At 36.8% G+C, this 19,502-nt stretch carries 20 protein-coding genes; 18 read left to right on the forward strand and 2 right to left on the reverse strand.

The window, feature by feature from the left end:
* Nucleotide 1: 1 nt before the first annotated feature.
* The 10 genes from DSM08_RS08610 to DSM08_RS08655 all read left to right on the forward strand — a co-directional run bounded on the left by DSM08_RS08610 (nucleotide 2) and on the right by DSM08_RS08655 (nucleotide 8,136).
* Entirely contained in the window at nucleotides 2–937 is a 936-nt protein-coding gene (locus tag DSM08_RS08610) for an ISAon1 family transposase (protein ID WP_223110921.1), read from the forward strand.
* 261 nt (nucleotides 938–1,198) lie between these two features.
* The gene (locus DSM08_RS08615; RefSeq protein ID WP_149525779.1) at nucleotides 1,199–2,392 is read left to right on the forward strand and encodes a tyrosine-type recombinase/integrase; all 1,194 of its coding nucleotides are present in this window, start codon (nucleotides 1,199–1,201) and stop codon (nucleotides 2,390–2,392) included.
* A gap of 47 nt (nucleotides 2,393–2,439) precedes the next feature.
* On the forward strand, nucleotides 2,440–3,153 hold the full coding sequence (locus DSM08_RS08620; RefSeq protein ID WP_187774019.1) for a hypothetical protein: 714 nt from the start codon (nucleotides 2,440–2,442) through the stop codon (nucleotides 3,151–3,153).
* 118 nt (nucleotides 3,154–3,271) lie between these two features.
* Nucleotides 3,272–3,544 carry a helix-turn-helix domain-containing protein gene (locus tag DSM08_RS08625; protein ID WP_149525781.1) on the forward strand — a complete coding sequence of 91 codons (273 nt, stop codon included), beginning with the start codon at nucleotides 3,272–3,274 and terminating at the stop codon, nucleotides 3,542–3,544.
* A gap of 13 nt (nucleotides 3,545–3,557) precedes the next feature.
* On the forward strand, nucleotides 3,558–4,490 hold the full coding sequence (locus tag DSM08_RS08630; protein ID WP_149525782.1) for an AAA family ATPase: 933 nt from the start codon (nucleotides 3,558–3,560) through the stop codon (nucleotides 4,488–4,490).
* Between the two features lie 93 nt (nucleotides 4,491–4,583).
* A complete protein-coding gene (locus tag DSM08_RS08635) occupies nucleotides 4,584–5,423 on the forward strand; it encodes a toprim domain-containing protein (protein ID WP_149525783.1) in 840 nt (279 codons plus the stop codon).
* Between the two features lie 84 nt (nucleotides 5,424–5,507).
* The gene (locus DSM08_RS19425; protein WP_149525784.1) at nucleotides 5,508–5,840 is read left to right on the forward strand and encodes a plasmid mobilization protein; all 333 of its coding nucleotides are present in this window, start codon (nucleotides 5,508–5,510) and stop codon (nucleotides 5,838–5,840) included.
* Nucleotides 5,821–6,720 carry a relaxase/mobilization nuclease domain-containing protein gene (locus tag DSM08_RS08645; RefSeq protein ID WP_149525785.1) on the forward strand — a complete coding sequence of 300 codons (900 nt, stop codon included), beginning with the start codon at nucleotides 5,821–5,823 and terminating at the stop codon, nucleotides 6,718–6,720. Before DSM08_RS19425 ends, DSM08_RS08645 begins: the two co-directional genes overlap by 20 nt.
* 11 nt (nucleotides 6,721–6,731) lie before the next feature.
* A complete protein-coding gene (locus tag DSM08_RS08650; protein ID WP_149525786.1) occupies nucleotides 6,732–7,388 on the forward strand; it encodes a hypothetical protein in 657 nt (218 codons plus the stop codon).
* Between the two features lie 289 nt (nucleotides 7,389–7,677).
* Nucleotides 7,678–8,136, forward strand: a complete 459-nt coding sequence (locus DSM08_RS08655) for a JAB domain-containing protein (RefSeq protein ID WP_149525787.1) — start codon at nucleotides 7,678–7,680, stop codon at nucleotides 8,134–8,136.
* 10 nt (nucleotides 8,137–8,146) lie between these two features.
* Here DSM08_RS08655 and DSM08_RS08660 read toward each other — a convergent pair whose 3' ends face one another.
* Nucleotides 8,147–8,686 carry a beta-barrel fold lipoprotein gene (locus DSM08_RS08660; RefSeq protein ID WP_394344162.1) on the reverse strand — a complete coding sequence of 180 codons (540 nt, stop codon included), beginning with the start codon at nucleotides 8,684–8,686 and terminating at the stop codon, nucleotides 8,147–8,149.
* Nucleotides 8,687–8,714: 28 nt separating this feature from the next.
* The gene (locus DSM08_RS08665; protein WP_149525789.1) at nucleotides 8,715–8,936 is read right to left on the reverse strand and encodes a hypothetical protein; all 222 of its coding nucleotides are present in this window, start codon (nucleotides 8,934–8,936) and stop codon (nucleotides 8,715–8,717) included.
* Between the two features lie 72 nt (nucleotides 8,937–9,008).
* On the opposite strand from DSM08_RS08665, the gene DSM08_RS08670 reads away from it, so the two are divergent.
* The 8 genes from DSM08_RS08670 (at nucleotide 9,009) to DSM08_RS08705 (ending at nucleotide 19,499) form a co-directional block, all read left to right on the forward strand.
* Nucleotides 9,009–9,251 carry a helix-turn-helix domain-containing protein gene (locus tag DSM08_RS08670; protein ID WP_149525790.1) on the forward strand — a complete coding sequence of 81 codons (243 nt, stop codon included), beginning with the start codon at nucleotides 9,009–9,011 and terminating at the stop codon, nucleotides 9,249–9,251.
* Nucleotides 9,252–9,320: 69 nt separating this feature from the next.
* Nucleotides 9,321–9,992 (forward strand): metallophosphatase domain-containing protein, encoded by a 672-nt coding sequence (locus DSM08_RS08675; RefSeq protein WP_246172537.1) that lies wholly within the window; start codon nucleotides 9,321–9,323, stop codon nucleotides 9,990–9,992.
* Between the two features lie 75 nt (nucleotides 9,993–10,067).
* The gene (locus DSM08_RS08680) at nucleotides 10,068–12,770 is read left to right on the forward strand and encodes a class I SAM-dependent DNA methyltransferase (RefSeq protein WP_149525791.1); all 2,703 of its coding nucleotides are present in this window, start codon (nucleotides 10,068–10,070) and stop codon (nucleotides 12,768–12,770) included.
* Nucleotides 12,767–13,885 (forward strand): PDDEXK nuclease domain-containing protein, encoded by a 1,119-nt coding sequence (locus DSM08_RS08685; RefSeq protein WP_149525792.1) that lies wholly within the window; start codon nucleotides 12,767–12,769, stop codon nucleotides 13,883–13,885. Before DSM08_RS08680 ends, DSM08_RS08685 begins: the two co-directional genes overlap by 4 nt.
* A 48-nt stretch (nucleotides 13,886–13,933) precedes the next feature.
* Complete coding sequence (locus DSM08_RS08690; protein WP_149525793.1) at nucleotides 13,934–15,925, forward strand: DEAD/DEAH box helicase; 1,992 nt, start codon at nucleotides 13,934–13,936, stop codon at nucleotides 15,923–15,925.
* Entirely contained in the window at nucleotides 15,918–17,117 is a 1,200-nt protein-coding gene (locus DSM08_RS08695) for a GIY-YIG nuclease family protein (protein ID WP_149525794.1), read from the forward strand. Before DSM08_RS08690 ends, DSM08_RS08695 begins: the two co-directional genes overlap by 8 nt.
* A 107-nt stretch (nucleotides 17,118–17,224) precedes the next feature.
* Entirely contained in the window at nucleotides 17,225–19,285 is a 2,061-nt protein-coding gene (locus tag DSM08_RS08700; protein WP_149525795.1) for a hypothetical protein, read from the forward strand.
* A gap of 10 nt (nucleotides 19,286–19,295) precedes the next feature.
* Nucleotides 19,296–19,499, forward strand: coding sequence for a type I restriction enzyme endonuclease domain-containing protein (locus DSM08_RS08705; protein ID WP_246172539.1), 204 nt, complete (start codon nucleotides 19,296–19,298; stop codon nucleotides 19,497–19,499).
* Nucleotides 19,500–19,502: the final 3 nt, after the last annotated feature.

Raw genomic sequence — 19,502 nt, forward strand, 5'->3', positions numbered from 1 at the left:
GATATCAGCCAGTAAACTAAGGAGATACTACCGCAATAAACTGAGCGGTTTCCAGGATTGGGAGCATCGCGAAAATGCGCGAGATGGATTGATCTTCCCACAGAATGTCAGCGGCCATCTTTCTATTGACGAGACCTGCCTATCCCATGGCGAGCTCTATACCGTTGTCACCAATAAAGAAGCACGGGGCAAAAAAGGGACTATTGTAGCCATACTGAACGGGACAAAATCAGAGAACATTATCCCGATCCTTCAAAAGATCCCACAGAGATTACGAAATAAAGTTCAAGAGATAACGCTTGATCTAGCCGGTAATATGGGATTGATAGCCAAAAGATGCTTTCCCAATGCTGTTCAGGTAATAGACCGTTTCCATGTTCAGCAACTTGCTACCGAAGCGCTTCAGGAAATAAGGATAAAGCACCGCTGGCAGGCCATTGACGATGAAAATCAGGCAATTGACCAAGCACGAAAGAATAAGGAAACCTATTTTCCGGAAGTCCTATCCAACAGTGAAACCATCAAACAGTTACTTGCAAGAAGCCGATACCTGCTTTATAAAAGTGAACATAAATGGACTTACGAGCAAAGAGAAAGGGCTGCTGTACTCTTTGAGCGATATCCTGATATTGAAAAGGCGTACAGGCTATCCCAAGAACTCTCTTGGATATTCAACACCACCATAGATAAGATCTACGCCTTTACAAGGTTGGCAAAATGGGCGGATAAAGTGGAACAGGCTGGCTTCAAGTCATTCAACACCGTCTCCAGAACCATAAATATCCATCACAAAAAAATATTGAACTACTTCGACAACAAGAGTACAAATGCTTCAGCAGAATCTTTCAATGCAAAGATAAAAGCTTTCAGAAGTCAGTTTAGAGGTGTAGGTGACATCAATTTCTTCCTGTTCAGATTGACCAAATTATTTGCGTAGTCCACAGGTTTTGAAACTGATCCGGAAAAACGGGAGAAATGGGCTCGCGAGAAAATAGAATGGCGATAAAATAAAAAAGCCCATCTTTCGATGAGCTTTTTTCCAAGTACCTAGGGCGGAAACAAAACCTAGTAAACAACCTCTACCCAAAGGAAGTCAATTCTTTGTTAATCAATTTGTTATTTATTTTAGCGGTGTTATAAAAACATGATGTTTGGACAATGTTTGTATATTTTTTACACCTTTTTTACACCCTGAGATATGGCGAAAATAAATAATAAAACAAAGGAGAATCCTAAGCTTTTACAAAAACAATTAAATGACGGGCGGTTAAGTTTATACCTTGAATACTACTTAGGGTATAACAAGTTCATTGATCCAGACGGTGTGCTAAAGATAAAGCATAACCGAAAGAAAGAGACATTAAGCCTGTATCTGTATTCAAATCCACGAACGGCAGAACAGAGACAATTAAATAAACACAATCTAGCTTTGGCGATGGAGATCAGAGCTGAAAAAGAAAAAGAATTACGGTATGCAGATGTTGGCAAACCCAGTCCAATCAAGTTAAAGATTAATTTTTGGGATTACTATCAAAAATATGTTGATGCTTATGATAAAAAAGATGTTAGGGTAATTGTCGGCTCTTTCAATAGGTTTAAGTCATTTGTAAATGAAAGGTATCCTAATCTCTCTCAGGTACTCAAGCCAGACCAGATTGACCGATTCATGGTTCAGAAGTTTGTTGATTATCTGCAAGAAAATTCTGTTGGAGAGGGTGCAAGAACCTATTTCGCACGGTTCAAGAAAGTGATAAAGTCTGCTGTCGATCGTGATATTATCAGGAAGAATCCCTGTGATGGTATTAGGTGTATTGCTCAGGACAACATTATATCAAAAGATATCTTATCCATTGATGAATATCGAAAATTGGCTAATACCCCATATCAAAATCAACATATAATACGGGCTTTTTTCGTAAGTTTATATGCAGGATATCGATTTTGTGATGTCAAGTCGCTGAAATATAGTGATATTGACTATGAAAATAGGATAATTCGAGTACAGCAGGAAAAGGTCAAAGGCAAATCAAGTAACTCGGTAGTGATTACTCCATTGAGCGATAGTTTGCTTGGATTCATTGGTTATCCGACCAATCCTAATGATAGGGACGAATTTGTATTTGAACTTCCGAGCCATACCGGATGTTTAAAAGCGTTAAGAAAATGGACTGCTCGTGCAGGCATCAAGAAACATATTACTTGGCATTGTGCACGTCATTCCTTTGGATTTGCACTATTATCTGGAGAAAATAAGGTAGACATCAAAACAGTTGGTGCACTAATGGGACACAGCGGATTGAAACACACGGTAAGATACACGCATACAAATGATATTTTGAAAAAAAATGCTATTGAGTCATTACCGACTCTAACATTGGAGGAAACGTTATGAATACATTGATTTACATTAATAAATTCTATTGTAAAAACATTACACGGATGATAAGAGAATTCGGGGCAGAAATTCTCGAAGAAAACAAATCATATTGTCTAGGGGTGATCAAATTTATCGGTAAGGTAATAATGACGCCTATAGCTTATATTATATCTATATATACTATCAATAGGTTTTCGATCGGGTATCTGGAAGCAGTTTTTAAAGAGAAACAGCTTAATGATATTGGTATCAAGCGTTTATTGTTGGAAGAATACCATTTCTATCTAAAGGTCAAGACGATTTCGTTTTATTATTGGGGATGGGAAAAAAGGAAGATCGATGAATGCTTTGAATATTTCGAAGCGATGTATGGTTTTAGAAACTTCACAGAACGTGAAATAAAAAAGATAGTTAAATTTTCTGTATTTGATGAAACGCATATACCTATCTTATACCGTTGTATTAGAAAATTGAATTTGTTTCGAACGGATATTTCCCAAGAAGACGTAAAGGACATCTTTCTGGATGAAAAAGAAGGAAAGAGATTACCCGTGAGGCATAATGGTGAATTTGCGCATTTTTTTGCAATTTTGAATAAGCATAACCTAGTTCCTAAGAAATGGGGAAGTATAGCAGAAAACAAACGGTTTTTTGTTAATGAGGAAGGAGAAGTTATAAAAGCTTCGAACTTCTCATCCTCCAAGAATGCACATGCATTCCTTAATAGCAAGGAAGAAATTGTTGAAGCATACTGTGAGGAACTAATAAACTGTTAAATTTCCTTTAGAATTCACTTAACTCTAAAAGCTCTCAATGTAGAGCTTTTTTTCTTTTTCTTCTTTTGCTTTCATGATGGTCGCGACATCAATGGTTAAATCATAAAATGTTAAAATCATGAAGACAATTGAAGACAAATTGAGAAAGATTGAAAAGCTTCTCCTCGGAAAGAAAGAAGCATTGACTTTTGACGAAGTGTGCAATTATACTGGAATTTCACCGTCCTATATGTATAAACTTACTTCGGCTAGAAAGGTTCCACATTATAAACCTCATGGGAAGCTGGTCTATTTCAAAATTCAAGAAATAAACGAATGGCTACTAAAGAATCCGGTGGCTACGGAGGAAGATATCAAATCTGAAGCAGTAAGACGAGTTTTTCATTTCTAACGATATAGAACGTATGAAAGAAGAACTAAACTTGTTGGCTGTCAAAACTGCCAATCAGACATTAAAAGATGCCTCTTTACTTCCTGACCCTACGTTTCTCTATGAACCGTTAGTTGTTGAGGGTGAATTGACAATCCTATTTGCGGATACAGGTATCGGAAAGACAGCGTTGAGCGTTCAGATCGCTATGCATATCGCATTATGCTATGTGCTACTGTATGTTGATTTGGAATTGACTGATAAGCAATTCGAAAAGCGATATCGAGATTCAGACGGCAATCATTTCCAGTTTCCTGAGAAATTCTATCGTGCTACATATGAAATCATGCACGAGATACCTGAAAACGGCAATTATGAGCAGTTCTTTATCCAGTCGTTAAAAGACAGAATCAAGGAAGTCGATGCTAAAGTAGTTGTATTGGATAATATGACGAAAGTCACTGCGTCTTCTACAGATACTGCAAAGTCAACGATTCCGATTATGAATGCTTTGTCGGCTATGAAGTTTGAAGAGGGAATTACCTTTCTGATCTTGGAACACAACAAAAAGGTAGAGGAATGGAAGCCTATCAGCCTCAACGACCTGCAAGGATCGAAAATGAAATCCAATTTCGCCGATTCTGTTTTCACGATAGGTCGATCAGCATTTGACAAAAGTCTTCGCTACATCAAGCAACTCAAGGTAAGAAGCGGCGAATTAATCTATGACGAGGAAAATGTGCTGTTGTGCGAATTGTCGACCAACGAAGGTTACTTGGGATTCAATCAGCTTGGATTCCGCCATGAGAAAGAGCTTTTGAAATCGAAAGAGGCTTCTAGTTACGAAGAAAACATCGAACAGGTGTTGGAATTGAAAAGCAAGGGCTATTCTAACGTTCAAATTGGCAAGCAACTACAGTGTAGCGAATCAACCATCCGAAAATGGCTAAAAAAAGCCGAACAATAATTCTTACATATTCGTACGCTCGTACTGCCTCGCACCATTCGCACAGTTCGAATGGTGCGAGGTGTACGAATTGTGCGAGCTAAATAAAATTTTATGAATAACGACAATATAATCGAAGCTTATTTGGCTTTAAACGGGGTTTTCCCTGCAAAACGATATAGAAACTATTTGATTTACCATGCGCCGTACAGACCGGATCGAACTCCATCAATGAAGGTCGAGAATGATCAATGGTTTGATTTCGGACTAGGGGAAGGTGGAGGCCTGAAACAACTGCAACAGAAGATGGGTGAAGTGACAAACTTATTTTATCACGAAACTGGTAATACACACGAATTTTCCAGTCGTTCAGAAAACGCTATGAGATTAAACTACACGAAAGATATCGGCACCAACGAAGTTCTCAATCAATACCTCCAAACTAGAGGGATATCTATACCAATAGCAAAGAAATATTGCAGAGAAGTATATTATTCGAACTGGAATAAGAAATTCTTTGCGATAGGATTGCCGACTATAAATCCCAACTCTTTTGCACTAAGGAATAAGGACTTCAAAGGAAATCTTGGTTCCGGTGTTTCTTTTTTTTCAAATGGATGTATTGGTAAACGATTGGTGGTTTTCGAAGGTTGTTTTTCGATGCTAAGCTTTTGGCAGATGTTTAAAGATTTCCAAAATCTGATAGGTGGAGATGTACTAGTTCTGAATTCTTTGGCCAATAAGAATCATTTGGATGGCTATGCCTCGGAATATCGACAGGTCAATTTATATCTGGACAACGACGATGCCGGAAAGCTTGCCACAAAGGAACTAATGAACAGGCATCAAAACGTCGATGATCTTTCAGCCTTATATGAAAATGTCAATGACATGAACGATCATCTACAGAGTTGGAACGAAATGATTTCGTCTATCAAATTTACTGGTAGATAGAAAAGTGCAAGATGTACCTTTTCCCTGACAAATACATTTTGTCTTGGGAGAAGGTTATCCCGTTGGTCTCTAAAAATTACAGCAATGAAAAAAGAAAATCTAAATAAAAAAGTCGAAGTCCGGTTCAGTCCGTCGGATTTTCAAAGGCTAAAAAGTTTGTCTAAATCAGCAAATATGAGCGTGAGCCGATATATACGAACCGCCTGTTTTAACAGGAAAGTGGAAGCTAAATTTACGGATGAAGAACGGTCATTTTTTCGCAATTTGTCGATGATCGGTAACAATCTAAACCAAATTGCAAAAACAATAAACTCGCAGATTAAAGATAATACTATTGAGTTCAGGTTAATCAATTCACTGGATCACCTTGATTTTTTTATCAATAAACTTTTGAAAGATGATAGCCAAGATCATTAAATCCAATGCAGGATTTGCGGCTTCTTTAGATTACTGCCTGAACAGAAAGGAAGCGAAAATCATCTACAGCGACGGGATACGCCTCGGAGATCCAAAATTTCTAACAAAGCAGTTCGAACTGTTGGCGAAATGCAACGAGAGAATCAAGAATCCTCTCGGACATATTGTGCTTTCCTTCTCCAAAAATCTCGATGGAAAGTTGTCGGACAATTTGATGGCTCTTATTGCTCAAGATTATCTTGGCAAAATGGGAATATCGAACACAGCTCTGCTGGTTGTACGTCACAGTGACAAGAGACACCCTCACGCTCATATAATTTTTTCAAGGAATGGCTATAACAATCGCAAACTAAATGAAGACTATTCTAAAATACGTTCGCTAAAAGCTGTCAGGGAGATCAATCTCAAATATGGATTCACCAAAAGAAGGGAACAATCACCTTATACGGATAGTAAAAACAAGTATTACCAAACAAAGAAAGAAATACGCTACTACTTGCAACAGGGAACTTGTGGTAAAAACGCCTGTAAAGACTGGCAAGATTTAACCCACTACCTCAATTCAAAAGGGATAAATGTCGAATTTAAATCTAAGGGTAATTCTGAGGAAATTCAGGGAGTATCCTTTTCAAAGGATGGTTTTAGATTCAAAGGGAGTGAAATTGGGAGGGAATTCTCTTTTTCAAAAATAGAACAGTCCTTTAATGTTATAACATTGCCTATCAACAATACGGAAGAAAAAGGTATGGGGGCCGGATATGAAGTCAAGCCGTCGGAATTTCAATCTCAATCACTTCTAGGATTGCTAGACCTTGGCGGAGTTATCACTCCAGAGCCGGAAGATGATCCGCCGAAACGTAAACGCAAACGTAAAATTTAAATTCTACAGAAATGGAACAGATAAAAGAAAAATTACTGCAGATAGAAACATCTGTAGACGCATTGGTACGTGACCTCGTGAAGGTTGCTCCGATGATACATGAATCAAACCAAGACACGGTTAAATTGAATGACAATCTGGTTAAGGGACTGAATAGGTTGCAAGAACTTGTTTTGGAACGGGAAAAGCAAGTCGATGAATTTTTGGCTGCACTAACCCCATACTTCTTGACAATTGAACAATACCAAAACATTGGAGCCAATATTGACACAATAGCCAATACTGCTGTCGAACGGCTGAATTCGAGTAAGTCTTCGCTATTACGATCAATAGATAGTATCCCGAAAGAAACGAATGTGGTGCAAAAGCATACGTTAGATTATAAATCACTTCCGATCATTTTGATATTCAGCTTTATGGCTACCATTATTTCCTTTGGGTTAGGACAGTTTTGGGAACAAGGCAAGCAACTTGCCGAAAAACGTTCTTACGAGATACGTTATCGCTTGATGGCTTTGGAAATACCGGAATTTGTGCATGAGGTTGATTCTGTTTTCCGCAGGGATAGTGAGCGTTTTGAAAAACTTGTTATTAAGCGTGAGGAAGAACAAAGGCTTATTCATTCAATCAATAATAAGCGGGACGAAATTAAAGGTTTAGAAGAATAGTAATTATAGGCTTGGCGCTAGTCCCGTCAAGCCTACTTTTAAAGGTAGAGCACTAAAGGAAGAGAGAGAACCATTAATTAATCGCAAAGTTACGTCGCCAGCTTGACAAACCTCAGATCGATTCCCAATGCACCCAATAAAAAATTTCTAAAAATGGGTATCCATTCCTGTTGAACGGAACCTCCTTCGCTTCGCCATTTTGCTTATTTTTTCTTTCGTTAGTCAAGCTCTAGGCTCGTGACCGGATTGGCGTTAATTAATTTTTTCTTTCACTTTAATTTTTAATGCCATGAAAAATGAATTCATTGCCCACGAACTCCGTTTATCTTATCACAAAAATGACAATTTATCGTTACCTGATTTCACCGCTGTTAATAGCTCCAAACGCATGAATAAGGCTTTCAGAAAGATATGGAACATTGAAGAGATATCCGTACGTGAGAGCTTTTATGCCATTTACTTCAATACTAAACTGGATGTTGTCGGTTATCAAAAAATTGCTGACGGAGGCTTGGATATGGTTTTAGTCGATATTAGGTTATTAATGTCCAACGCTTTACTATCTAATTCCACACGTATAGCTGTTGCACATAACCATCCGTCAGGAAACCTTATTCCAAGTCAGGCCGACAAACAATTGACCAATAAGATCGAAAACGCTTGCCGGCTGCTTGATATCCAGATCGTTGATCATATCATCCTGACCGATATAGCATACTATTCATTCAAAGATAGTGGGGATTTATGATCCCCATATCTTACTCAAATTCAGTAGAATCAATAATCTTGTCTGGTTCAGCAACATGGATTGCGTAAACTTGACTGCTCAATTCATTCGAATCGAATTTTGTAGACTTGGAATTTACTTTCTTTCCGTCAATATAGAAGTCCACAGTTACAGACAGCGGCTCCAGGTCATTGACATCCTCCTTAATGCTCGAAGCAGTCATAGCGATGGAAAATGTGCTTACAGGATGGGATGTTTTAATTGAAAGTTGGGAGTTTGGTATAACATCGTAATTCGCGGTTCTAATTACTGCCTCTGGTAATACGATATTATTTTCATCCGTAATATTTGCGCCAATAAAATTGAAGCTGTCATCTAACCCACCGTTGACACTCGTTCCTTCCAAGCCTAACCCTAATGAATAGCTAGGGAAATTTGAGCTGAAAGATAGCTTTACTTCAACTACTTTCTTTTCGAGGGAATTATCAATGTCACTTTCATCGTCTTTTTTACATGATACATTCATGAAAACAAAAAGGCATAATATGCCCAAAATAGTACCTCGCATCATTAATTCTAATTAAATTATTCCAGTAAACTTATTTTCTCAATTGCTGTCTTAGATAGTCATCTAGCATTTTCTCCCTATTTCTTAATTTTCTTTTTCTCTCTTGGTTAGAGGCAATCGCCCAAATAAATAACCCCCAAGCGGAAAAAGCCACAATAGCGCCAACGAACATATTCCCATCTCCAATAAAGCCTTTCATAAGCGCAATCACGCTGATGATATTGACAACGAAAAACCAAAATACCCATTTCATAAATCAAATATACAAAATCACACACATATATGAAGGTGTTTTCTATCTTTTCTTTGTGCTAATTGCATCTATATGCAAAAGGAGTCAATCAGCACTGATATAGAGCAATTTGTAATCAATAAGGTAAAGGAAATCCGTATCTCCAAAGGTATTTCCCAAGCTAAATTGGCGCATATGATTGACCTTTCTGTCGGATTTGTCGGCAATGTCGAAAATCCGACACATATTGCCAAATGGAACTTAAACCACCTTAATCGGATATCTAAGGAATTGAATGTTCCGTTTAAAGACTTTTTCCCTGAAAAAGGAATCTAAATACATATCCAATACGATTTCTCGATTTTTATTTGAGTAAATTTGCTGTATTAAATCAAGTATGGTAATTTGCTGAAAGATAAACCTTTAAAAATAGTAGCTATTTCAGATACACATGGACAACATAGATCGCTTAAGTTGCCCAATGGGGATGTTATTATCCACGCAGGTGATGTCAGTAGATCGGGTCGCCCTGAACAAATACAGGACTTTTTGGATTGGTTTGTTAATCTAAAATTCCGACATAAGATATTCATTGCAGGTAACCATGATTTTTTCTTTGAAAACGCCCATGCCGATGTCATCGATAAAATGATTCCCGACGGAATTGTTTATCTCAATGATTCCAGTGTCGAAATTGAAGGTATTAAGATTTGGGGATCACCCATTACACCCTGGTTCAACGATTGGGCTTTTAATCGTGATAGAGGTGGTGAAATAAAGAAACATTGGGATCTAATACCCGATGATATTGATATTTTAGTAACACATGGTCCACCTTTCGGTATTTTGGACGAAACGGTTTACGGAAAGCGAACGGGGTGCGAGGAATTATTATTGCGTGTTTACCATGTGAAGCCTAAATACCATATTTTTGGACATATCCATGAAGATTACGGTAGCTTTACAAAAGGTGAAACCACCTTTATAAATGCCGGTGTGTTGGATGATTGGTATGAGATGAGAAATGAACCGGTGAAACTCCACCTTCATCGTAAATTGAAATCACCGTCATATTGACATTACTTTCTACTTTTGTCTATCTAATTGAATATTGCTTTTAGTATCTTTATCCACCTTTTTAGCTTAATCGGAATGCAGAAATCGGAAATCAAAGAAAAATTAACTGACCTTGCGCGAGGTATTGATAATAGCAGTTTCATATACGACTTTTTGTCTTGTTTTGGATTGTCCAAAACGACCATTGCCCGTTTACGAAAAGGCGACTATAATCTTTCCAAGAAAGAGGGAGAATTATTTTACAAAGGCAAAATATTCTTTAAGGCAGAGGAAACAGATCAGCTTATTCATACGATCGATGAATTAGGTAAAGATGAGAAAATCTTAAAACAGAAGCCCCGATTTATCGTTGTCACTGATTTTGAGAACGTGTTGGCGACCGATACCAAGTTAAAAACCAATAAGGAGTTCTCCTTAAATGAGTTGCCGGAGCAAGTTGATTTTTTCCTGCCGCTATCCGGTGCTGAAATATATCGGGTCAGCACAGACGATAAAGCAGATAGAGAAGCAGCTTATAAACTCGCTGAACTTTACGACATGCTCGTTGTCGATAACCCACTTTGGGTAGCGCAAGGTAGCCACCAACTGAATCTGTTTCTATCGAGGTTGTTGTTTTGCTATTTCGCAGAAGACACGGGTATTTTTTCAGTCAAAAGTATATTTACAGAAACCTTAGCGAATAATACAAAGTCCGATGGATCCGATGTGGATGCATTTTTATCCTTACTATTCAAAAAACTCAATACAGAACAAGGAAATGGGGAGTTGCCTAGTTACCTTGATGCTTTCCCTTATGTCAATGGTGGCTTGTTTCGTGATGCTATCGTATGCCCCGAATTCTCTCAAAAATCACGGCAGATTTTATTGGATTCCGGAACGTTAGATTGGTCGGAAATTAACCCCGACATCTTTGGTTCCATGATACAGGCGGTAGCCGATCCGGCCGAACGAACCAATCTGGGGATGCACTATACGTCCGTGCAAAATATTCTCAAATTGATCAAGCCCTTATTTTTAGATGAACTCGAACAGGAGTTTGAAAAAAATAAAGAAAATCCACGCGGCTTGGAAAAGTTGCTCCAACGCATGTCCAAAATTAAGTTCTTTGATCCGGCATGCGGTAGCGGAAATTTTCTGATCATTACCTATAAAGAACTACGCAATCTGGAAATACAGGTCATCAAACAGTTGATCGATCTGGATAAATCGCAACGCAAAATATATTTCACGTCCATATCGCTCACGCAGTTTTACGGGATAGAGATCAAGGACTTTGCACATGAGATGGCGATATTATCCTTATGGCTGGCAGAACACCAGATAAACCAAGTTTTCGAGACCGAATTATTGGATTATGGGCAATCGAAGCCGATACTGCCACTCAAAGAAGCGGGCAACATTGTGCAAGGGAATGCGGCTCGAATGAATTGGGAGGAAGTTTGCCCGAAGAAAGCAAATGATGAGATCTATATTATTGGTAATCCGCCGTATTTGGGAGCGAGGATTCAGGATGCAGATCAAAAATCAGATATGGATTTTGTATTTAGTTCTTTCACAAAATATCGTGATCTAGATTATATTTCCATTTGGTTTTACAAAGGCTCGAAATATATAGAGGGCGTAAATGGAAAGTTGGCATTTGTCTCTACTAATTCCATTTCTCAGGGACAGCAAGTTGCTCTTCTTTGGGATAAAGTATTACGGGATAAAATCGAAATATTTTTTGCACATCATTCCTTTAAATGGACGAATAATGCGAAGGGTAACGCGGGGGTCACCGTAATTATAGTGGGTTTAAGAAATATCGATAACAGTTCTAAATTTCTGTTTGTCGACAATATAAAGCGAGACACGAAAAATATTAATGCCTACCTTTTAGACGCTCCCAATGCCATTATAGCCGAAAGAATGAAGTCTATTTCCAATTTTCCTCGGATGAATTTTGGAAATATGCCAAACGATGGTGGAGGGTTAATATTAGATGAACAGGAAAAAAACACGATGTTGGCGCAATCGCCAGACGTGCTAAAATTTATCCGAAGACTGGTTGGTTCTACAGAGTTTATCAACGGAATTAATAGGTATTGTCTATGGATAGAAGACAGCGAATTGGACGAAGCTCTTCAGTTCGAAGCGATAAAAACTAAAATCGAGGCAAGCAGAAAGCACCGTATAAATAGTAAAGATAAAGGAACAAATAAACTGGCTTTACGTGCTCATCAATTTAGAGACAGAAATAGTGCTATTGATAGTTCTATTATTATTCCTCGGGTTTCTTCTGAAAAAAGAGAATATATACCTATAGGGTTCTTACCCTCGGATCAGGTTGTATTAGATTCCGCGATGGCCATTTACGACGCTGAACCTTGGCTCTTCGGCGTGCTACATTCCAAAATGCATATGGTTTGGGTAGACGCTGTCGGTGGAAAACTGAAAACAGATTATCGTTATTCCGCAAAGTTGTGTTACAATACCTTTCCTTTTCCTTCTATTAATGAAAGACAAAAAGAGACCATCACACAATATGTTTTTGACATATTGGACGAGCGTGCGAAATATAGCGAGAAAACCATGGCGTGGATGTACAACCCAGAGACGATGCCTTCCGGGTTGAAGCAGGCACACCTGGCAATGGATCTAGCCATAGAGCGTATTTATCGTTTAGCGCCTTTTAATTCAGATGAGGAACGTCTAGAGTACTTGTTCAAGCTGTACGACGAAATGAGCAGAAAGGATACCTTGTTTGCTAAAGAAAAGAAAGGAAGAAAGAAGAAATGAACATTGAACACCAATATAAGCAAGACTTTGAGCACGTTCTAACGCTGATACAGGATGCTCGTGACCGTGCATATAGCAAAGCAAATAGTGAACTGGTTCTATTGTATTTTAATGTAGGGAAAATTGTATCAGGAAAAGTAGACGCTGGCACTTGGGGCGAAAAAACTGTACAGCAGTTGGCTGATTTTATTCAATCGAAAGCACCTAATTTATCGGGTTTTAATCGTCGTGGCCTTTACCGGATGAAGCAATTTTATGAGCTTTACACTCCTGAATCTGATGTTTTTACGCTTTGGGTGGAGACAATGTCTCCAATAGCTACACAAACGGAAAACGAAAATGCAATAGTGTCAACAGCGTTGACACCATCACAACCCACTGACGAGTTGTATAATAAATTTGTGTCAACAGTGTTGGCACAAATACAATGGTCATCTCACTTACACATTCTAAGTAAAACCAAAACCGCAGAGGAAAGCCTTTTCTATCTTCTTCAGGCTATTACTCAAAAATTGTCGGTAAGAGAGTTGGAACGGCAACTCAACACGGCAACTTTTGAGCGCACGATGTTATCAAATAAATTGATATCTTCCACGACATCAGGGTTGCCAAAAGATTTATTCCGTGATCCGTATATGTTTGAATTTTTGGACTTGCCTGATGGGCATACGGAGAAGGACTTGGAAAAAGCAATAACGCTTAATTTGCAGAAATTTATTCTGGAAGTCGGAAAGGGCTTCACTTATATGGGTAATCAATACCGATTGCAGGTGGGCAACAAAGATTATTATACCGACTTATTATTTTACCATCGAGATCTACAGTGCTTAGTGTTGTTTGAATTAAAGATTGAGGATTTTGAACCAGAATTTTTAGGGAAACTAAATTTTTATTTAGAAGCCTTGGACAGAGATGTGAAACGACCACATGAGAAAGCAAGTATAGGAGTTTTGCTTTGCAAAGGAAAAGACAATGAAGTAGTAGAATATGCTATGGCACGCAATACAAGTCCATCCGTGATTGCCGACTACGAAACAAAGTTGATAGATAAAAAGATATTGGCAAAGAAGCTACATCAATTGGCACTGGCACTAGATAAATCGGAAGACAGATAGCCGAGTGAAAAATTTTAAGTATCTTAAAAAACAAAAAGTCACATAGGAATGGATCAAAAAGATATTAAACATCCTGAATATATAAAACCGATCAACTTGGTAAACGTGACCTATGCACAAACTGGTCAAAGCAAATCGACGAATGCTTTAGGTATGCGAGAAATGCAGGCAAAAGCTTATGAAGCTCGATCCGCTCAATACTTGCTTCTAAAAGCACCACCTGCATCAGGAAAATCCAGAGCCTTGATGTTTTTAGCTTTGGATAAACTGGTTAATCAGGGAATCAAAAAAGTAATCGTCGCCGTGCCGGAGCGTTCGATCGGCAATTCATTTGCGCCAACCGAATTGACTAAATACGGATTCTATGCCAATTGGGAGCCTAACCAGCGATTTAATTTATGTACAGCCGGAAGCGATAAGAGCAAAGTAAAGGCTTTTCATCTTTTTTTGGAATCTGATGAGCGTATTCTGATCTGTACACATGCCACACTTCGTTTTGCTTTTGAAGGATTGAAGGAGACGGATTTTAACGATTGCTTGTTGGCGATAGATGAGTTTCACCATGTTTCAGCCGATGGAGAAAATATTCTCGGCAATGTTTTGCGGAACATTATGTCTAAGTCCAGCGCACATATTGTAGCGATGACAGGCTCTTATTTCCGGGGGGATAGTGTTCCGGTACTGTTGCCGGAAGATGAAGCTAAGTTTACGCCGGTTACCTACAATTATTACGATCAGCTGAATGGTTACGAATATCTTCGGTCATTGGGGATAGGGTATCATTTCTACCGAGGCCGCTATTACAAATATGATCCGGAAAAGGGAACGTCGGCATTAGAGGAAATATTGGATGAAAACCTTAAAACCATTATTCATATACCGAGCGTGAATTCAGCTGAATCCTCTAAAGAGAAGTTGGAAGAGGTTAATCATATTATCGACTGTATAGGGGATTTGGAATATCAGGATACGGAAACAGGTGTCTTGTATGTGAAAAGCAAACGGTCTGGTCAGATATTGAAGTTAGCTGACCTCGTAAATGACAACCAAAAAGAACGGGATAAAATCGTGGCTTATTTGCGAGGCGTCAGCTCGCCGGATGATATCGATATGATTATTGCGCTGGGAATGGCTAAAGAAGGCTTCGACTGGCCTTATTGTCAACATGCCTTAACGATAGGCTATCGAGGATCATTGACAGAAATTATCCAGATCATTGGGCGCGCGACGCGTGACAGCAGCAACAAATCACACGCACAGTTTACTAATTTGATTGCGCAACCGGACGCAGTTGATGACGATGTCAAATTGGCCGTCAACAACATGTTAAAAGCCATTACAGCTTCTTTGTTGATGGAACAGGTGTTAGCCCCCAACTTTAAGTTTAAGCCTATGGATGATGAGGACGAACCGGATGATGATGAAAATACAATAAAAATTCGTGGGTTTAAGAAACCAACCTCACAACGAGCCAAAGATATTATAGAAAGTGATCTAAATGATCTGAAAGCTAAGATTTTGCAAGATGATACGATGTTGAAGGCAATGCCTGGCAACATAGAACCTGAAGTTATCAATACAGTCATTATCCCACGGATTATCCGAGAGGTATATCCCGATTTGAGCGCGGAAGACGTCGAAGCTGTACGTCAATACGTCGTTGTCGATTCTGTCATCAAAAATGGAGAAGTAGAAGATCATGGTTCAAAGAAGTTTATTCGTATGGCAGGTTCATTTGTCAATATTGACGACATACATATTGATCTTATTGATACAATCAACCCGTTCCAAAAGGCTTTTGAGATCCTATCTAAGAATGTGACCAAGTCAGTATTAAAGTCTATCCAAGATGCCATAAATATTACAAGGATTGAGATGACGCAAGAGGAAGCAATTGCCTCTTGGGATGCTATAAAGCGATGGAAATTAAATACGGGAAAGGCTCCTGATATTAATTCTTACGATCCAAAAGAACAACGATTAGCGCAAGCTTTATTATTTTTGCAGGACGCAAAACGGAAACAGAATAAAAATGGCTAAGACATTGGACGATATTTTCGAGGATGACGACTTTGGATTATTAAACGCCAAGGAACCCCATCGTAATTATCTAAGCACAGATGAGGATCGTCTTATCGATGCATTTGAAGAGCTGAATTCTTTTTTTGAAAAGAATGAAAGAGAGCCCGCCAAAACATCAATGTCCGAATATGCGTTATTTGCTAGATTAAAAGAATGGCGTTCAAATCCAGAAAAAAAGAGTTTACTTAAACCATTTGATCGATTTAATTTGTTAGGGGAGGAAGAGCACATCAAAATTGAATCTATAGAAGATATTTTGGCAAATGATGATATGGGATTGCTGGATATGGAAGGTGATACATCCATTTTTGATTTTGTCCACACCCCAAAAAGTGGGAGCCGTGCAGACGCGGAGTATATCGCACAGCGTAAAGCATTGCCTGAAAAAGAATTTCAGCGATATGATCGGATGTTTAAGCAGGTACATCAGGAATTAAAACAAGGGAAACGACGCTTGTTGCCGTTTTCTGATGCTGAAAGAAACCTAAAAGATGGGAATTTCTATCTTGTAGATGGTTTGCTTGCTTATCTGGAAGTTTCCGAGGCGGAGAAAGTTGTTAAACCAAAAGATGGTGTACGCTTGGAAGGTCGTACGGTGACGATATTCGAGAACGGCACATTCAGTAACATGTTGTTTCGATCCTTGGGGAAAGCTATTCATAAGAATGGTAAAATGATTACAGATACCGATGAGAATCAACAGAATCAATTATTTAAGAATGCCAATATTGCGCAAGAAGGAGCATTACAGTCAGGATGGATCTATGTGCTACGATCTAGATCATCAAATCCTGAAATTAATGGCTTAAAAAACTTGTATAAACTTGGATTCTCCAAGTTGCCCGTCAAAGAACGGATTAAAAATGCTAGTAAAGAAGCAACATATCTATTTGCAGATGTAGAAATAGTGGCTAGTTATAATTGTTACGGAATTGAGGTACGAGCTTTAGAAAACCTCTTACATCGTTTTTTCGGATCCGTATGCTTAAATCTAGATATTTATGATCAGAGTGGAAATCGATTTGTTCCAAGAGAATGGTTTTGCGTTCCTATTAATGTTCTCGATGAAGCTATTGAACTTGTATTAAATAACACTATTTTCAATTATAAGTATGATGAGACACAGGAGAGAATTGTGTTGAAATCATAACATATCATCGATGAAAGAAAATCAGATTATGATGTTAGATTTAGTTTTGTTGACGTTGGAGGGGTAAAAATATAAACTACTATTAACCATAGGAAACAATATAAATTATGAAACAAGAAATATTTAGACTTGCAGCTATTCTTTATGCTGATAATAATTATGAGGTTAGTTCTAAAACACTGCATAGAAAAGTAATTGAGTCTATATTTATTGATAATAACAATGAATTTATTGGTTTACATTCATTAATAGATAAACTAAAAAAACAATATAATTTAGATTTTACTGAAGAAGAAATTAAAGATGTAACTAATGATTTAGATAATTTTATTACTTCAAATTGCAAAGTTGAAGAATTAAGAATATCTCTGAGTGGAAAGAGATTTGAGACTATAAAAGGAAAAATTGTTTATAACAATTTAGATTATTTCATTGAACAATTCCATAAAGCTAATAATCAGTATAATTTAAAAGATTTAAAAGCAATAATTCATAGGTTTTTGTATGAGATATTTCAAACTAATATATCAAGTTTTAGTAAGCTTGTAGATCCTTCAGTTCAAATTCAGGATTTAATAAATATTAATGATCATAACTTAAATAGTATTGAGATTGAAATAATAAATACTTTTTTGAATTGGGAAAATGATGAAAAGAATAAAATGATCTTTGATATTTCAAATTTAGCTCTTGAATATTGCTTAATTACGAATAAAAAAGGGATAAATTTTAAATTAGAAAATCTAAAAAATAAATGTTTTTATTTAGACACAAACGTAATTTTTAGAGCTATAGGAATTAATGGAGAAAATCGAAAAAATAGAACATTAACATTTCTTGAAAAATTTAAAGAAGCTAGAGAAAATTTATATATATCAAAATTTACTCTCGAAGAAATAAAAAGAACATTAGATTTTTACATTAGTCAAATAAACAGATTCAATACTGCTAAAATAAATTCAGATGTTTTTAAAAAATTTAGCAAAAGTCAAGATTTTGTAGATTACTATCACTCATGGAGAAGAACAAGAGTTAATGATTCAATTGATTTATTTAAAGCTCATATATTCTCTTTAATTGAAGAATTGAAGAAAAAATTCGATATTAAAGATGATTATAAAGAATATTTTGACTTGAAAGATCCAGATGTCAATGATTTAATATTGGATAAAGGGTCACAAATAAATACTTTCAAATCAGATGGAAAGTCTTCACCTTATTTAGAAGCAAGTATTATTGATGCCAAAAATGTGTATTTAATAGAAATTTTAAGAAATGGACATTATAATAATATTTTTGATTGTAAATATTATTTAATTTCTGCCGATCAATTATTAAGAAAATGGGATTATACACAAAATAGCTCAATTCCTATAGTTTTATTACCATCTCAATGGATGAGTGTTTTATTGAGGTATTTAAATAGAACTAGTGATGATTTCAAAAGTTTTGTTAGCTTTTTAAATATTAATAATGGAGAAAAAGGCATTTCAAATGATAACCTCCAATTAATTCTTAGCGGTATCTCTGAAATAACATCTGATTTTACTCAGCAAAGTAATATTGTTTCTGAAATGATTAATATAGGATTCAAGGGCATTGTTGAAAAAAGCAATTCAGATGAAAAAATCATTGAAAAATCTAAATTATTTGCCAAATCTCATTTAGAATTAAAAATAGAGGAATTAGAAAAATCAAAAGAAAGGCTAGAAAATAAATTTGAAAAATATCAAGAACACACTTCATCAGCAATAGAAACATTGAAACAAAGTAAAGATGATGAAAAAGAGTTAAAGAATGCTGAGATTGAAAAAAGTAATAAAATTAAAAAAGAACTAATTGAAACTAAAGCAAAACTTGATTTAGCTAATTATAAATCGAAAGGATATTACTGGGTTTCATTAGCAATAATTTGTATAGTATATTTTATATTATTATTTACTTTTCAAAATGAATCTTGGAATATTATTGCTGTATATACAAATTTTGCCAATTCATTACCAGAAGGTTCAATGCAAAAAGAAGTTTGCAAATGGATTTGGTTAATTCCAACAGGATTACTACTAACTAGTATTAAATTTATTTATAATAGACTATTGGATTCGGATGGTCTAAAAACAAAATTTAATGAATATTTAGAAATTAGAAAAAAAGAGATTAATTCATGAAATACACAAAATGTTGGAGCTAGCTCGAGAAATAAAACAGATCGTAGATAATACGGCGAAATATCCCGATTGGTCTGATCGTGACGATATCAAAGCACAACTCAAGATGGACATCATCGTCAAACTGCATCAATATGGCTATCCGCCAATTACACAGGATGATGTGTACAAGAATGTACTAGAGCAAGCTGAAAATTTTAAGAAGAATAGGTAGAAG

The sequence above is a fragment of the Sphingobacterium hotanense genome, assembly GCF_008274825.1.
In the GTDB taxonomy this organism is placed as follows: domain Bacteria; phylum Bacteroidota; class Bacteroidia; order Sphingobacteriales; family Sphingobacteriaceae; genus Sphingobacterium; species Sphingobacterium hotanense.

Coding starts and splice junctions, on each gene's coding strand:
- DSM08_RS08670 (WP_149525790.1), top strand. CDS start 9,009: ATGCAAAAGGAGTCAATCAGCACTGATATAGAGCAATTTGTAATCAAT.
- DSM08_RS08635 (WP_149525783.1), top strand. CDS start 4,584: ATGAATAACGACAATATAATCGAAGCTTATTTGGCTTTAAACGGGGTT.
- DSM08_RS08685 (WP_149525792.1), top strand. CDS start 12,767: ATGAACATTGAACACCAATATAAGCAAGACTTTGAGCACGTTCTAACG.
- DSM08_RS08660 (WP_394344162.1), bottom strand. CDS start 8,686: ATGATGCGAGGTACTATTTTGGGCATATTATGCCTTTTTGTTTTCATG.
- DSM08_RS08650 (WP_149525786.1), top strand. CDS start 6,732: ATGGAACAGATAAAAGAAAAATTACTGCAGATAGAAACATCTGTAGAC.
- DSM08_RS19425 (WP_149525784.1), top strand. CDS start 5,508: ATGAAAAAAGAAAATCTAAATAAAAAAGTCGAAGTCCGGTTCAGTCCG.
- DSM08_RS08680 (WP_149525791.1), top strand. CDS start 10,068: ATGCAGAAATCGGAAATCAAAGAAAAATTAACTGACCTTGCGCGAGGT.
- DSM08_RS08695 (WP_149525794.1), top strand. CDS start 15,918: ATGGCTAAGACATTGGACGATATTTTCGAGGATGACGACTTTGGATTA.
- DSM08_RS08620 (WP_187774019.1), top strand. CDS start 2,440: ATGATAAGAGAATTCGGGGCAGAAATTCTCGAAGAAAACAAATCATAT.
- DSM08_RS08625 (WP_149525781.1), top strand. CDS start 3,272: ATGAAGACAATTGAAGACAAATTGAGAAAGATTGAAAAGCTTCTCCTC.
- DSM08_RS08665 (WP_149525789.1), bottom strand. CDS start 8,936: ATGAAATGGGTATTTTGGTTTTTCGTTGTCAATATCATCAGCGTGATT.
- DSM08_RS08700 (WP_149525795.1), top strand. CDS start 17,225: ATGAAACAAGAAATATTTAGACTTGCAGCTATTCTTTATGCTGATAAT.
- DSM08_RS08630 (WP_149525782.1), top strand. CDS start 3,558: ATGAAAGAAGAACTAAACTTGTTGGCTGTCAAAACTGCCAATCAGACA.
- DSM08_RS08645 (WP_149525785.1), top strand. CDS start 5,821: ATGATAGCCAAGATCATTAAATCCAATGCAGGATTTGCGGCTTCTTTA.
- DSM08_RS08655 (WP_149525787.1), top strand. CDS start 7,678: ATGAAAAATGAATTCATTGCCCACGAACTCCGTTTATCTTATCACAAA.
- DSM08_RS08690 (WP_149525793.1), top strand. CDS start 13,934: ATGGATCAAAAAGATATTAAACATCCTGAATATATAAAACCGATCAAC.
- DSM08_RS08615 (WP_149525779.1), top strand. CDS start 1,199: ATGGCGAAAATAAATAATAAAACAAAGGAGAATCCTAAGCTTTTACAA.
- DSM08_RS08705 (WP_246172539.1), top strand. CDS start 19,296: ATGTTGGAGCTAGCTCGAGAAATAAAACAGATCGTAGATAATACGGCG.